Consider the following 13,686-nt stretch of genomic DNA (forward strand, 5'->3'; position numbering starts at 1 on the left):
TCCCCTCATCCCCCCCCCCCACCCCCTCCCCCCCCCCCCCCCCCCCCCCCTCCCCCCCCCCCCCCCCCCCCCCCCCCCCCCCCCCCCCCCCCCCCCCCCCCCCCCCCCCCCCCCCGCCGCGAGGCGAGAGGGGTACGGCGTCATGGCACCCGAGGTGCACACCGTCGCGGTGATCGGCGCGGGCAAGATCGGCGAACTGATGCTCTCCGGGCTGCTCCGCTCCGGCTGGCCGGTGGAGCGGCTGCTCGCCACCGCCCGGCGGCGCAGCCGCGCCGAGGAGCTGACCGCCCGGTACGGCGTACGGGTGGTGGACAACCTCACCGCGGTGGACGAGGCGGAGGTGCTCGCCATCTCGGTCAAGCCGCAGGACGCGGCCGCGCTGCTGGACGAGATCGGCCTCAAGGTGCCCGCCGACAAGCTGGTCATCTCGCTCTGCGCCGGCCTGCCCACCAGCTTCTTCAATCGGCGGCTGCCCGAGGGCACCCCGGTCGTCCGGGTGATGACCAACACGCCGGCGCTGGTCGACGAGGCGATGAGCGCCATCTCCGCGGGCGCCCACGCCACCGGCGCGCACCTGGCGCTGGCCGAGGAGATGTTCAAGCCGCTCGGCGCCACCCTCCGGGTGCCCGAGTCGCAGCAGGACGCGGTGACCGCCCTCTCCGGCTCCGGGCCTGCCTACTTCTACCTGCTGGTCGAGGCGATGATCGACGCCGGCATCCTGCTCGGGCTGCCGCGCCAGGTGGCGCACGAGCTGATCGTGCAGACCGCCATCGGCTCGGCGGTGATGCTGCGCGACTCCGGTGAGCACCCGGTCAAGCTCCGCGAGGCGGTCACCTCGCCGGCCGGCACCACCATCTCCGCCATCCGCGAGCTGGAGAACCACGGCGTACGCGCGGCCATGCTGGCGGCGCTGGAGGCGGCCCGGGACCGGGCCCGCGAGCTGGCCGCCCAGGCCGACTGAGCCGCTCGCACTCCAGTTCGGCGACATCGGGGTGTCCGACGTCGGCCGACACCCCCACCTCGCCGACCCGAAGCTGATCCCGAGGAAGCGGCGACGGGCACGGTCGTGCCCCATACTGGCGCGGTGTTCACTCTCGCCCAGGCGCGTCACCTGGTGGCCACCCTGCGACCACGCGTCGACGAGCTGATCCGGCTCCGGGCCGACCTGGCCGAGCTGCGCGCCGACCTGGCCGATCACGGGGTCAGCGTGCTGGGTGGCCGGGCTGAGCTGAAGTCCCTGGAGGCGCGGCTGCATGCCGTGCTGGAGGATCTCCACCAGCACGACATCCAGGTCAAGGGCATCGCCCCGGTGTTGCTGGACTTCCCCGGCGAGCGCGACGGCCGCGCGGTGCTCTGGTGCTGGCTGGAGGGGGACGACGACGTGCGCTGGTACCACCGCGCCGAGTGCGGCTTCGCCGGCCGCCGCCCGGTCTGAACCTCACCCGCCCCCGGACCGGCGCCGCGGCCCGCTTGATCCACCCGACCCGCCGTAAGCCGGGGCATCCGCGGCCCTCGACGCCCCGACATGCCGCGAACCGGTGTCGAGCAGGCGGTCCGGAGGGCGGGAAGGCCGGCCCACCCTCCGGACCGGACGGTCAGCTGTCGGCGTACCGGCGGGCGGCGGCGAGGGCGGCGCGCAGCTCGGCCGCGTCCACCGGCGCCGGCCGCTCCCAGTCGGCCGGGTCGGCCGCGTAGAGGGCGGCGTACGCGCTGGTGTCGCGCTGGAACCGCCAGCCCTCGGCGAGCGGGCCGACGTCGACCGCGTCGTAGCCGATCGAGTCGAGGAACGTGGTGACGCTGTCCTTGGCCGCCGCGTCGTCGCCGGCGATCGGCAGGGCGCTGCGGTCCGCCGCGCCGGCCGGCCGGGCCAGGGCGAGCAGGTGCCGGAAGAAGATGTTGTTGAAGCCCTTGACCACCCGCGCCTCGGGCAGGTGCCGCTGGAGCAGTTCGCTGGTGGTGGTCGACTCGTCGTCCAGCTCCGGGAACCGGCCGTCCCGCTCCGGGTAGTAGTTGTTGGTGTCGATGACCACCTTGCCGGCGAGCGGCCCGGCGGGCACCTCCCGGTAGGCGCGCAGCGGGATGGTGACCACCACCAGGTCACCGGCCGCCGCCGCCTCGGCCGGGGTGGCCGCCCGCGCCCGCGGGCCCAGCTCATCGACCAGTTCCTTGAGGGTCTCCGGGCCGCGTGAGTTGCTGAGCACCACGTCGTGGCCCGCGGCCACCGCGAGCCGGGCCACGGTGCCGCCGATGTTGCCGCTGCCGATCAGTCCCACAGTCGTCATGTCCGGTGCCAACCGGCCCGCGCCGCCCCGCATTCCCGACCGCGCCGGTGGGTTGTCCGCCCGGATGGTCGACAACGGACAGTGATGGCGGAAACCTTCACAGCTCGGTCATAGGATGGCAATGTTTTGTATCCATTAGGGTCTATCGGCATCCTGTGCGAATTGTTGATCTTCCGTGAGTGTCCTATCTATTGATATCTATCTCCCACCACCACTTCCCACCCCCAGGAGTGCGACGTGCGGAGATCCCGTCTTGCCACCCTCGCCCTGACGTTGGCCTCGTCCCTTGGCGTCATGTTGACGCTGGCCGCCCCCGCCCAGGCCGCCGCCACCGACCGGTACGTCGCGCTCGGCGACTCGTACGCCTCGGGCGTCGGCGCCGACAGCTACACCACGGAGAGCGGGTCCTGCCTGCGCAGCACCAACGCCTATCCGGCGCTCTACGCCACCAACGTCCAGCCGGCCTCGTACCGTTCGGTGGCCTGCTCGGGCGCGACCACGGCGACCGTCATCAACGGCCAGCTCTCCGCCCTGTCGTCGACCACCACGCTGGTCAGCATCACGGTCGGCGGCAACGACGTCGGCTTCTCCAACATCATGACCACCTGCGTGCTCTACGGCGAGACGCAGTGCGTCGCCGCCGTCCAGGCGGCCGAGGACAAGGCCCGCACGGAGCTGCCCGGCAAGCTGGCCAACGTCTACAACGGGATCAAGAGCCGGTCGCCGTCGGCGCGTGTCGTGGTCGTCGGCTACCCGGTCTTCTACCAGCTCGACACCCTCTGCGTCGGGCTCAGCTACAACTCGCGCGCCAAGATCAACGAGGGCATCAACCTGGTCGACGACATCACCCGGTCCGCCGCCACCTCGGCCGGCTTCAAATTCGCCGACGTGCGCTCGATCTTCATCGGGCACCAGCTGTGCAGCTACGGCGAGAAGTGGCTGCACGCGTTGAACTACCTCAACCTGACCATCTCGTACCACCCGACGGCGGCCGGGCAGTCCGGCGGCTACTACCCGGTCTTCAAGTCCGTCGCGGGCTGACCGGTCCCACGCGCGACCGCGCCCACCCGACCGGGTGGGCGCGGTCTTTGGTGTGGGTCGTCGGGTGGATCAGGCCGGCAGCACCTTCTCGATCGCGGCCCGCAGCTCGGGGGAGTCCGGGGTGACCTGCGGGGCGAACCGGGCCGCCACCGTGCCGTCCGGCGCGACCAGGAACTTCTCGAAGTTCCACCGGATGTCGCCGGTGTGGCCTTCGGCGTCCGGCGTGGACACCAGCTCCGCGTAGAGCGGGTGCCGGTCGGGGCCGTTGACGTCGATTTTCTCCGTCAGCGGGAAGGTCACCCCGTAGTTGACCTGGCAGAACTCCTCGATCTCGGCGGCCGTGCCGGGCTCCTGCCCGGCGAACTGGTTGCACGGCACCCCGAGCACGGTCAGCCCCCGGTCGGCGTAGGCGTCGGCGAGGGTCTGGAGGCCGGCGTACTGCGGGGTCAGCCCGCACCGCGAGGCCACGTTGACCACCAGCAGGGCGCGGCCCCGGTACCGCGCGAGGTCCGCCGGGCCGCCGGAGAGGGCGTCGATCCGTACGTCGAAAACGCTCATGCGCCGAGGCTACGCGCCCGGCGGCGGGGGGCGGGGCCGGGCGACCAGAGATCGAAGCATCTACATCTTGACGAAGTGATGACGGCGTGAGTAGCGTCTCAGCATTCAATCAGGAAAGTTTCCTAACTATTGGGGAGACGCCGTATGAAGAGATCGCTCCGCCGGGCCCTCTGGGCCACCGGCGCCGTGGTCGCGCTGGTGGCCGCGGCGATGCCTCTGGCGACCGCCTCCGCCGCGGGCAGCGTGACCGCCACCTTCACCAAGGTGCAGGACTGGGGGACCGGTCACGAGACGAAGGTGACCGTCACCAACGGCACCAGCGCCAGCGTGGACACCTGGCGTATCGAGTTCGACCTGCCGGCCGGCACGACCATCAGCAGCTTCTGGGACGCCGACGTCACCAGCAGCGGCACCCACTACGTGGCGGTCAAGAAGAGCTGGGCCGGGCCGCTCGCCCCCGGGGCCAGCTTCAGCTGGGGCTACAACGGCACCGGCCCGTACGCGGCACCGCTGAACTGCACGGTCAACGGCGGGTCCTGCTCCGGCGGCGGCACCCCGACCACCAGCGCCCCGTCCCCGACCACCTCGCCGACCGCGTCCCCGACCCCCTCGCCCACGGTCTCGCCGACCCCCTCGCCCACCACCCCGCCGCCCACGACCCCGCCGCCCTCGGGCGGGAAGAAGGTCGTCGGCTACTTCACCGAGTGGGGCGTCTACGGCCGCAACTACCACGTGAAGAACGTCCACACCAGCGGGTCGGCCGCCAAGATGACCCACCTGCTGTACGCCTTCGGCAACACCACCGGCGGCCGGTGCACCATCGGTGACAGCTACGCCGACTACGACAAGGCGTACACCGCGGCGGACAGCGTGGACGGCGTGGCCGACACCTGGGACCAGCCGCTGCGCGGCAACTTCAACCAGCTCCGCAAGCTGAAGAAGATGTACCCGAACCTGAAGGTGATCTGGTCCTTCGGCGGGTGGACCTGGTCGGCCGGCTTCACCCAGGCCGCGCAGAACCCGGCCGCGTTCGCCGACTCGTGCTACGCGCTGATCAAGGACTCCCGCTGGGCCGACGTCTTCGACGGCATCGACATCGACTGGGAGTATCCGAACGCCTGCGGCCTGCAGTGCGACGCCAGCGGCCCGAACGCCTTCAAGAACGTGATCAGCGCGCTGCGGGCCAGGTTCGGCTCCAGCTTCCTGGTCACCGCGGCGATCACCGCCGACGGCAGCAGCGGCGGCAAGATCGACGCCACCGACTACGCCGGCGCCGCGCCGTACCTCAACTGGCTCATGCCGATGACGTACGACTACTTCGGCGCCTGGGCGGCCCAGGGTCCGACCGCGCCGCACTCGCCGCTCACCTCGTACACCGGCATCCCGCAGCAGGGCTTCTGGTCCGACGCGGCGATCCAGAAGCTCAAGTCCAAGGGCATCCCGTCCGACAAGCTGCTGCTCGGCATCGGCTTCTACGGCCGGGGCTGGACCGGGGTCACCCAGACCGCCCCGGGCGGGACCGCCACCGGCCCGGCGCCCGGCACCTACGAGCAGGGCATCGAGGACTACAAGGTGCTCAGGAACACCTGCCCGGCGACCGGCACGATCGCCGGCACCGCGTACGCCAAGTGCGGCTCGAACTGGTGGAGCTACGACACCCCGGCCACCATCGGCGGCAAGATGACGTACGCGAACAACCAGGGCCTCGGTGGCGCGTTCTTCTGGGAGCTCTCCGGTGACACCAGCAACGGTGAGCTGATCAGCGCCATCAAGGGCGGTCTCGGCTGAGCCGAGGGCCGACGCACCACCCACCCGGCGGGGAGGGGCCGCACCGGCCCCTCCCCGCCCGCGTCTCCGACCACCGGCCCGCGCCGGGCGGCCGCCGCGTGCCGTCCGGCCGGTCGAGGCGTCCGGGGTGAGGATGGGGAGGGAGGTCGCCGACCGCCGCGCGGGTCGATGTGACACACTCGCGGCTCGGCACGTCTCGATGCCCCGGGCTCGATGGGAGGGACCGATGGGTCAGCCGCACCGGAGGGTGGCCACCGGCGCTGCCCTGCTCGCGCTCCTACCGGTCGCCCTGACCGGCTGCGGCCTCACCGGCGGGGGCGATTCCGGCGGCGGTGCCGGCTCCGGCGCGCCGCAGAAGGCCCCGGCCGAGGAGGCCGCCGCCAAGAGCCGGGAACGGGTGCAGGCGTACCTCGACGCGATGGCCGCCAAGGACGTCGACGCCGGCCGCAGCCAGCTCTGCGCGCCCGCGCAGGCCGCCTTCGACGCCGATGCCACCGGCCCGAACGGTGACTTCGCCGACCACTTCACCGTGCCGGCGGCCACGATCACCGACGTCCGGTCCGGCCCGCACGGCCAGGAGGTCAGCACGGCCGTGACGGTCGCCGTCAGCGGCCGCAAGGCCACCCGGCCGCTGCTGTTCACCGTCACCCGCAGCGGGGCCGACTGGTGCATCGACGGCGAGGCGCCGGGCGGCAACACCCCGGAGCCGGCCACCACCCCGTGACCCGCCACCCGGGCTGACCTGCGTTCCCACCCCGGTGTGGCGGGCGTCTCCCAGTGGCCGGAACCCTCCCCCTCGGCGGCGGGTCGCCCCGGCGGTCGCCGTACGCTTTCTGTCATGCGCCATGAGTGGCATCAACTGAGTCACCCCGCGGTGGGCAGCCCGAGCCTGCAGACCAGCCGTCCGACCGTCGACTCCGCCGAGGACGCGGCCCTCGGCCTGGACCGCTGGCGGGACCTGCCCCGCGCCCAGACCCCGCCCTGGCCGGACCCGGTCCGGGTCGCCGAGGTCTGCAAGGTGCTCGACACGGTGCCCTCGGTGGTCGCCCCGTACGAGGTCGACCAGCTCCGGCAGCGCCTCGCGCTGGTCTGCGAGGGCAAGGCGTTCCTGCTCCAGGGCGGGGACTGCGCGGAGACCTTCGCCGACAACACCGAGAGCCACCTGCTGGCCAACGCCCGCACGCTGCTCCAGATGGCGATCGTGCTGACCTACGGCGCGTCCCTGCCGGTGGTGAAGGTGGCCCGGGTCGCCGGCCAGTACACCAAGCCCCGGTCGCTGCCCACCGACGCGCGCGGTCTCCCCGCGTACCGCGGCGACATGATCAACTCGCTGGAGGCCACGCCGGAGGCGCGGGTCGCCGACCCGCAGCGCATGATCCGGGCGTACGCCAACTCGGCCGCCGCGATGAACATGCTCCGGGCGTACCTGGCCGGCGGGCTGGCCGACCTGCACGCGGTGCACGACTGGAATAAGGACTTCGTCCGGCAGTCGCCGGCCGGCGAGCGCTACGAGGCGATCGCCCGGGAGATCGACCGGGCCATCGCGTTCATCCGGGCCTGCGGGATGACCGACGACGAGGCGCTGCGGACGGTCACCCTCCACTGCTCCCACGAGGCCCTCGCGCTGGAGTACGACCGGGCGCTCACCCGGATCTCCGGCAACCGGGCGTACGGCCTCTCCGGGCACTTCCTCTGGATCGGTGAGCGCACCCGGCAGATCGACGGCGCGCACATCGACTACATCTCCCGGATCGCCAACCCGATCGGCGTGAAGCTCGGCCCGACGACCACCCCGGACGAGGCCATCGAGCTGTGCGAGAAGCTCAACCCGGACAACATCCCCGGCCGGCTCACCCTGATCAGCCGGATGGGCAACCACCGGGTCCGGGACGCCCTGCCGCCGATCGTCGCCAAGGTCACCGCGGCCGGCGCCAAGGTGGTCTGGCAGTGCGACCCGATGCACGGCAACACCCACGAGTCCTCGAACGGCTACAAGACCCGGCACTTCGACCGGATCGTCGACGAGGTGCTCGGCTACTTCGAGGTGCACCGCGGCCTGGAGACCCACCCGGGCGGGCTGCACGTCGAGCTGACCGGCGAGGACGTCACCGAGTGCCTCGGCGGCGCCCAGGGCATCGAGGACCTCGACCTGCCCGACCGGTACGAGACCGCCTGCGACCCGCGACTGAACACCCAGCAGTCGCTGGAGCTGGCCTTCCTGGTTGCGGAGATGCTGCGTGGCTGAGTTTGTTGATCTGCGTTCGGACACCGTGACCCGGCCCACCGCCGGGATGCGGGAGGCGATGGCCGCCGCCGAGGTCGGCGACGACGTGTACGGCGAGGACCCCACCGTCGCCGCGCTGGAGGCCGAGGTCGCCGCGCTCTTCGGGCACGAGGCCGCGCTCTTCGCCCCGACCGGCTCGATGGCCAACCAGATCGCCCTCCAGCTGCTGGTGCCGCCCGGGGACGAGCTGCTCTGCGACGCCGACGCGCACGTCGTCACGTACGAGATCGGCGCGGCGGCCGCGTACGGCGGGATCTCGTCGCGGACCTGGCCGGCGGTCGGCGCGGAGATCGACCCGGACGTGGTGGCCGGGATGGTCCGCCCCGACGGCTACTTCGCGGTGCCGACCCGGGCGATCGCCGTCGAGCAGACCCACAACCGGGGCGGCGGTGGGGTGATCCCGCTGGCGACCCTGCGCGAGCTGCGCCGGATCGCCGACGAGCACGAGCTGGCCCTGCACTGCGACGGTGCCCGGATCTGGCACGCGCACGTCGCCGACGGCGTCCCGCTGCACGAGTACGGCGCGCTCTTCGACACCCTGTCGGTGTGCCTCTCCAAGGGCCTCGGCGCGCCGGTCGGCTCGGTGGTGGTGGGCAGCGCGGAGAAGATCGCGCGGGCCCGGTTCGTCCGCAAGCGGATGGGCGGCGGCATGCGGCAGGTCGGCCTCCTCGCCGCCGCCGGCCGGTACGCCCTGGCGCACCACGTGCGGCGGCTCGCCGAGGACCACGCCAAGGCGGCCCGGCTGGCCGAGGCGGTCGCCCCGTTCGGGGTGCTGGCCACCCCGGTGCGGACCAACATCGTCCCGCTCGACCTGACCAAGCACCCGCTCGACGCGAAGGCCCTGGCGGCCGCCGCCCGGGCGGAGGGCCTGCTGATCTCGGTGCTCGGCCCCCGTACCGCCCGCCTGGTCACCCACCTCGACGTGTCGGACGAGGCCGTCGACCGGGCCGCCGACATCCTCGCGGCCACCCTCCGCGGCTGACGGCATGTGCGGCAGCGCCGCGTCGGCCGCCGCGCCCTTGTTGATCAAGAAGTTTGCGTCGAAGTCCGCTGGCCGGGTGACGCAAACTTCTTGATCAACGCCATGGGTGCGGCGCGGGGTGCCCTGGGTGGGGATCGGTCAGGGGTGGAGGCGCTTGAGGGCGGCGATGTCGGCGGCGTGGCCGACGTGCTTCTCCGTGGGGGTCTCCACCAGCACCGGAACGCCGGCGGTGGCCGGGTGGCGCATCAGCTCGGCGAACGCCGGCTCGCCGATGGTGCCCTTGCCGATGTTCTCGTGCCGGTCCCGGGTCGAACCGCACAGGTCCTTCGAGTCGTTCGCGTGCACCAGCTTCAACCGGTCCGCTCCCACCGTGGTGACCAGGGTGTCCAGCGTCGCGGTCATCCCGCCCTCGGCGGCCAGGTCGTGCCCGGCGGCCCAGGCGTGGCAGGTGTCGAAGCAGACGCCCATCATCGGGTGCCGCTCCACCGCGTCCAGGTAGGGGCCCAGGTGCTCGACCCGGCTGGCCAGCGACCGGCCGCCCCCGGCGCTCGGCTCCACCAGCAGCATCGGTCCGCCGGCCGCCGCGGTCTCCTCGAGCAGCGGCAGCAGGGCCTCGCGTACCTGCCGCATCGCCGCCTCGGCGTGCCCGGCGTCCACCGCGCTGCCCGCGTGGAAGACCACCCCCTCGGCGCCGATCGCCCGGCCCCGGCGCAGCGCGTGCGCCAGGGTCTGCGCCGACCGCTCGACCGTGGCCGGGGTGGGGGAGCCCAGGTTGACCAGCAGCGAGGCGTGGATGAAGACCGGCACGCCGCGCTCGCCGCAGCCGTCCCGGAACAGCGAGTCCTGCGCCGGGTCGCCCGCCGGCAGGGCCCAGCCCCGTGAGTTGGCGACGTAGACCTGCACCACCTCGGAGGCGGCCGCGTCGACGTACGGCAGCGCCGCCTTCGCCAGGCCGCCGGAGGTGAGGGTGTGCGAGCCGACCCGCCGCCGCGCGCTCAACGGGCCGCTCACAGGCAGGTCACCGTGACCGTGGTGCCGGGGGGCACCGGCGTGTTCTCGCCCGGGTTCTGGAAGCGGGCCACCCCGTTGGGATTGAGCTGGATGTTGACCGGGAAACCCTGGCTCTCCAGCACCTGCTTGGCCTGCTGGCACGGCATGTCGACGACCCGGGGCACGACCACCTGCGCCGGGCCCTTGCTGATCTCCAGCTTGACCTGGGCGCCCTTCTCCACGCCGGTGCCGTCGGCCGGGCTCTGGCCGAGCACCTCGTCCTTGGGCTTGTCGGAGTCCTTGTACGTCTCGACCGGGGTCAACCCGAGCTGGGCGAGGATCCCCCGTGCCTCGTTGATGTTCTTGCCGACCAGGTTCGGCACGCTGATCGGCGCGCGGCCCTTGCTCAGCACCAGGGTCACCTTGGCGCCCGGCTTGACCACCGTGCCCACCTTCGGGTTGGTGTCCAGCACCACCCCGGCGGGCAGCTCGTCGCTGTACCGGGCGGCGCCCTTCACCGGGACCAGCTTGGCGTCGGTCAGCTGGGTCTTGGCCAGCTCGAAGTCCTGGCCCACCACGTCCGGCACCGGCAGCTGCTCCGGGCCGAGGGAGAGGGTGAGGGTGATCGTGCCGCCCTTGAGGATCCGCGCCGCGGAGGCCGGGTTCTGCCCCAGCACGCTGTCCTTGGGGACCTTCTCGTCGTAGTGCGGTTCGGCGTAGCGGACGGTGAAGCCGCCCCGGGCGGCCTGCGCCTGCGCCTCGGCCTTGGTCAGGCTGACCAGCTGCGGGGCGACCGTGTAGCGGCCCACCCCGAACCACCAGCCGCCGACCGCGGCCACCAGGCCGAGCACCACGGCCGCCGCGGCGACCGCCAGCCGGCCGCGGGGGGAGCCCATCACCCGGGTACGCACGCCGGTCAGCCGGGAACCGAGGCTCTCGTCCTCGGTGGCGGCCCGGCGGCGGTGCGGGCGCGGCCCGCCCCCCTCCGGCAGCCGGGCCCAGGCCGGGCGGTCGGCCGGCCGGACCGCCGCCACCACCATGGTCGGCTGGGACACCGGGGCGGTGTCGTCCACCCGGCGCAGCACCGCGGTGTGCGAGTTGGAGTTGCCCAGATCGTCCCGCACCACCTGCACCTCGGCCAGCAGCGCGCCGGCGTCGGTGGGCCGGGCGCCCGGATCCCGGCGGGTGGCCCGGCCGACCAGGTCGTCGAGGACCTTGGGCAGCCCCGGGACCAGCGTCGAGGGGGCGGGCACGTCCCGGTCGACGTGCTGCCACGCGACTTCCACCGGGCGGTCGCCGTCGTACGGCACCCGGCCGGTGAGCATCTCGAACAGCACGATGCCGGCCGAGTAGACGTCGGTGCGCGGGTCGGCGCGGCCCTCGGTGACCAGCTCCGGGGCGACGTACGCCACGGTCGCCATCAGCTGGTTGCCGTTCTCCTCCTCGGCGCTCGCCTCGACCGCCCGGGCCAGCCCGAAGTCGGCCACCTTGACCACGCTGTCCACCAGGTTGGCGGGGCCGCCGGTGGGCGCCTCGGCGACCAGCACGTTCTCCGGCTTGACGTCACGGTGCACCAGGCCGGCCCGGTGTGCGGCGGCGATCGCGGCGAGCATCTGCTCGGCGATGGCCAGCGCCTCGTCCGGGTCGAGCCGCCGCCGCTCGATCAGCACGTCGCGCAGGGTGCGCCCCCGCACGTACTCCATCACCAGATAGGGGAGGCCGGCGTGGGTGCCCTGGTCGTAGACCGCCACCACGTTGGGGTGGGTCAGCCGGGCGATGGTCTTCGCCTCGTCGGTGAACCGCGTCACGAACCCGGCCAGGCGGGCCCGGGCCTCGGGCGCCTGGGTCGGATGAATGATCTTGACCGCCACGGTGCGCTCCAGGCGCTCGTCGGTGGCGGTGTACACGGTCGCCATGCCGCCACGGGCCACGCGACCGCGGATGCGGTAGCGCCCGTCGATCAGCGAGCCCAGCAACGTGTCGGCGACCTGTGTGTCCATCGGCAGGAAGTCTATGTGTCCATCGGGTGAAGGTTGAACAGGATGCTACAGCGGGGGTGCGACCCGGCGGTCCCGACGCGCACGCGGGACCCTCCGACCAGGGCCGTCCCGCGCCGGACGGGGTGCCGGTGCGAGGACCGGCGCGGCACGTGGCAGGGTGGTCGGGTGACCGATTCCGTACCCGCCGACCAGGCCGCCGCCGGCCTGCCCGGGCCCACCGATCCGGCCGGCTGGCTGACCCTGCCGGACGTGGCCGAGCGCCTCGACCTGTCGATCAGCAAGGTGCACCAGATGATCCGGGACCGCGAGCTGATCGCGGTACGCCGGGACGGCGTACGCCGGGTGCCGGCCGACCTGGTGGCCAACCGCACCGTGCTCAAGCACCTGCCCGGCGTGCTCAACCTGCTCGCCGACGCCGGGTACGACGACGAGGAGGCGCTGCGCTGGCTCTACGAGGAGGATTCCACCCTCCCCGCCGGCACGCTCGCCGCCACCCTCGCCAGCGACCAGGCCCGCGAGGTCAAGCGCCGCGCCCAGGCCCTCGGCTTCTGACCCACCCAGCGCCCCCTCCGCGGGGCCCTCGTCGATCATGAGGTTGGCGGCGCCGATGGAGATCCACTTCGCCGCCAACCTCATGATCGACCGTCGGTGGGCGGGGCGGGCGGGGGCGGGGGGTCAGTCGGTGCGGCGGGTGGCGGCGATGGCCAGGTCGACCAGGGCCTGCCGGGCCTCGGTGTCCAGGTCGACCGTGGTCAGGGCGGCCAGGGCGCTCTCGGTCAGCGCGGCGATGCGCCGCTCGGTACGCTCCAGCGCCCCGCTCGCCGTGATCAGTTCGCGCAGCCGGGTCACCCCGTCGGCGTCCAACCCCGGATCGCCGAGCCCGCCGAGCAGCAACTCCCGGCCGGCCTCGTCGAGCGCCTCCAGGGCCGCCGCCACCAGGTAGGTCCGCTTGCCCTCGCGCAGGTCGTCGCCGGCCGGCTTGCCGGTGCGCTCCGGGTCCCCGAAGACGCCCAGCACGTCGTCGCGGAGCTGGAACGCCTCGCCCAGCGGCAGCCCGTACGCCGAGTACGCGGCGTGCACCTCGGCCGGCGCGTCGGCCAGCGCGGCGCCCAGCAGCAGCGGCCGCTCGACCGTGTACTTCGCCGACTTGTAGCGGGCCACCTTGCCGGCCCGCTCCCGCGAGGTGTCCCCGGTGGCCTGGGTCAGCACGTCCAGGTACTGCCCGACGGTCACCTCGGTGCGCATCTCGTCGAAGACCGGCCGGGCCCGGGCCACCGTACGTGGATCGAGGCCGGACGAGTGCAGCAGCTCGTCCGACCAGACCAGGCAGAGGTCGCCGAGGAGGATCGCCGCCGCGTCCCCGAACCCGTCCGGGTCGCCGCCCCAGCCCGCCGCCCGGTGTCGGGCCGCGAACCGCCGGTGCACCGCCGGCTCGCCGCGCCGGGTGTCGGAACGGTCCATCAGGTCGTCGTGGATCAGGGCGCTGGCCTGCACGAACTCCAGCGCCGCCAGGGCGCTCACCACCTGGTCGGAGTCGACCCCGCCGGCGCCCCGGTAGCCCCAGTACGCGAAGGCCGGGCGCAGCCGCTTCCCGCCGCCCAGCACGAACGCCTCGATCGCCTCGGCGACCGGCACCAGGCCGTCGTCGACGGCCGTCAGCCAGCCCCGCTGGCCGGCGAGGAACTCGGTGAGCGACTTGTCGATCCGCTGGCGCAGGCCGGCGCGGTCGACGGGGGAGACGGGAGCAGCGTGGGTCACGCC

General features: G+C 73.2%; 13 protein-coding genes. 8 read left to right on the forward strand and 5 right to left on the reverse strand.

Annotation, left to right across the window (positions count from 1 at the left end):
- Window positions 1-142: 142 nt before the first annotated feature.
- Together proC and ACZ6S5_RS14210 are read left to right on the forward strand one after the other, a co-directional pair.
- Window positions 143-961, forward strand: coding sequence for a pyrroline-5-carboxylate reductase (proC, locus tag ACZ6S5_RS14205; protein WP_466000544.1), 819 nt, complete (start codon window positions 143-145; stop codon window positions 959-961).
- A gap of 123 nt (window positions 962-1,084) precedes the next feature.
- On the forward strand, window positions 1,085-1,435 hold the full coding sequence (locus ACZ6S5_RS14210; protein ID WP_466000546.1) for a DUF2203 family protein: 351 nt from the start codon (window positions 1,085-1,087) through the stop codon (window positions 1,433-1,435).
- A 160-nt stretch (window positions 1,436-1,595) separates the two neighbouring features.
- Here ACZ6S5_RS14210 and ACZ6S5_RS14215 read toward each other — a convergent pair whose 3' ends face one another.
- Window positions 1,596-2,282, reverse strand: a complete 687-nt coding sequence (locus ACZ6S5_RS14215) for an NADPH-dependent F420 reductase (RefSeq protein WP_466000547.1) — start codon at window positions 2,280-2,282, stop codon at window positions 1,596-1,598.
- Window positions 2,283-2,519: 237 nt separating this feature from the next.
- Between ACZ6S5_RS14215 and ACZ6S5_RS14220 the strand changes: the two genes are divergently transcribed.
- Complete coding sequence (locus tag ACZ6S5_RS14220) at window positions 2,520-3,323, forward strand: SGNH/GDSL hydrolase family protein (RefSeq protein WP_466000548.1); 804 nt, start codon at window positions 2,520-2,522, stop codon at window positions 3,321-3,323.
- Window positions 3,324-3,392: 69 nt separating this feature from the next.
- Here the strand turns inward: ACZ6S5_RS14220 and ACZ6S5_RS14225 are convergent, their stop codons facing one another.
- Window positions 3,393-3,881, reverse strand: a complete 489-nt coding sequence (locus tag ACZ6S5_RS14225) for a glutathione peroxidase (RefSeq protein ID WP_466000549.1) — start codon at window positions 3,879-3,881, stop codon at window positions 3,393-3,395.
- Window positions 3,882-4,025: 144 nt separating this feature from the next.
- Here ACZ6S5_RS14225 and ACZ6S5_RS14230 point away from each other — a divergent pair, with 144 nt between their 5' ends.
- The 4 genes from ACZ6S5_RS14230 to ACZ6S5_RS14245 all read left to right on the forward strand — a co-directional run bounded on the left by ACZ6S5_RS14230 (window position 4,026) and on the right by ACZ6S5_RS14245 (window position 8,935).
- Window positions 4,026-5,669, forward strand: coding sequence for a glycosyl hydrolase family 18 protein (locus tag ACZ6S5_RS14230; protein WP_466000550.1), 1,644 nt, complete (start codon window positions 4,026-4,028; stop codon window positions 5,667-5,669).
- A gap of 226 nt (window positions 5,670-5,895) precedes the next feature.
- Window positions 5,896-6,393, forward strand: a complete 498-nt coding sequence (locus ACZ6S5_RS14235; protein WP_466000551.1) for a hypothetical protein — start codon at window positions 5,896-5,898, stop codon at window positions 6,391-6,393.
- A gap of 114 nt (window positions 6,394-6,507) precedes the next feature.
- Window positions 6,508-7,914 (forward strand): class II 3-deoxy-7-phosphoheptulonate synthase, encoded by a 1,407-nt coding sequence (locus tag ACZ6S5_RS14240; RefSeq protein WP_466000552.1) that lies wholly within the window; start codon window positions 6,508-6,510, stop codon window positions 7,912-7,914.
- Entirely contained in the window at window positions 7,907-8,935 is a 1,029-nt protein-coding gene (locus tag ACZ6S5_RS14245; protein ID WP_466000553.1) for a threonine aldolase family protein, read from the forward strand. The genes ACZ6S5_RS14240 and ACZ6S5_RS14245 overlap by 8 nt, the downstream gene beginning before the upstream one ends.
- A gap of 138 nt (window positions 8,936-9,073) precedes the next feature.
- On the opposite strand, the gene ACZ6S5_RS14250 is transcribed toward ACZ6S5_RS14245, so the two are convergent.
- Together ACZ6S5_RS14250 and pknB are read right to left on the reverse strand one after the other, a co-directional pair.
- Window positions 9,074-9,934: a deoxyribonuclease IV gene (locus tag ACZ6S5_RS14250; protein WP_466000671.1), complete on the reverse strand. Its 861-nt coding sequence runs from the start codon at window positions 9,932-9,934 to the stop codon at window positions 9,074-9,076.
- An 8-nt stretch (window positions 9,935-9,942) separates the two neighbouring features.
- On the reverse strand, window positions 9,943-11,925 hold the full coding sequence (gene pknB, locus ACZ6S5_RS14255; protein WP_466000554.1) for a Stk1 family PASTA domain-containing Ser/Thr kinase: 1,983 nt from the start codon (window positions 11,923-11,925) through the stop codon (window positions 9,943-9,945).
- Window positions 11,926-12,090: 165 nt separating this feature from the next.
- Here pknB and ACZ6S5_RS14260 point away from each other — a divergent pair, with 165 nt between their 5' ends.
- Window positions 12,091-12,477: an Rv2175c family DNA-binding protein gene (locus tag ACZ6S5_RS14260; protein ID WP_466000555.1), complete on the forward strand. Its 387-nt coding sequence runs from the start codon at window positions 12,091-12,093 to the stop codon at window positions 12,475-12,477.
- Window positions 12,478-12,600: 123 nt separating this feature from the next.
- Here ACZ6S5_RS14260 and ACZ6S5_RS14265 read toward each other — a convergent pair whose 3' ends face one another.
- Window positions 12,601-13,683 carry a polyprenyl synthetase family protein gene (locus ACZ6S5_RS14265; RefSeq protein WP_466000556.1) on the reverse strand — a complete coding sequence of 361 codons (1,083 nt, stop codon included), beginning with the start codon at window positions 13,681-13,683 and terminating at the stop codon, window positions 12,601-12,603.
- Between the last annotated feature and the right edge of the window lie 3 nt (window positions 13,684-13,686).

It is taken from the genome of Micromonospora sp. NPDC051924, assembly GCF_055586005.1.

Bases quoted from the DNA above. Each gene is read 5' to 3' on its own strand.
- proC (WP_466000544.1), top strand. From the start codon at position 143: ATGGCACCCGAGGTGCACACCGTCGCGGTGATCGGCGCGGGCAAGATC.
- ACZ6S5_RS14215 (WP_466000547.1), bottom strand. From the start codon at position 2,282: ATGACGACTGTGGGACTGATCGGCAGCGGCAACATCGGCGGCACCGTG.
- ACZ6S5_RS14225 (WP_466000549.1), bottom strand. From the start codon at position 3,881: ATGAGCGTTTTCGACGTACGGATCGACGCCCTCTCCGGCGGCCCGGCG.
- ACZ6S5_RS14230 (WP_466000550.1), top strand. From the start codon at position 4,026: ATGAAGAGATCGCTCCGCCGGGCCCTCTGGGCCACCGGCGCCGTGGTC.
- ACZ6S5_RS14235 (WP_466000551.1), top strand. From the start codon at position 5,896: ATGGGTCAGCCGCACCGGAGGGTGGCCACCGGCGCTGCCCTGCTCGCG.
- ACZ6S5_RS14240 (WP_466000552.1), top strand. From the start codon at position 6,508: ATGCGCCATGAGTGGCATCAACTGAGTCACCCCGCGGTGGGCAGCCCG.
- pknB (WP_466000554.1), bottom strand. From the start codon at position 11,925: ATGGACACACAGGTCGCCGACACGTTGCTGGGCTCGCTGATCGACGGG.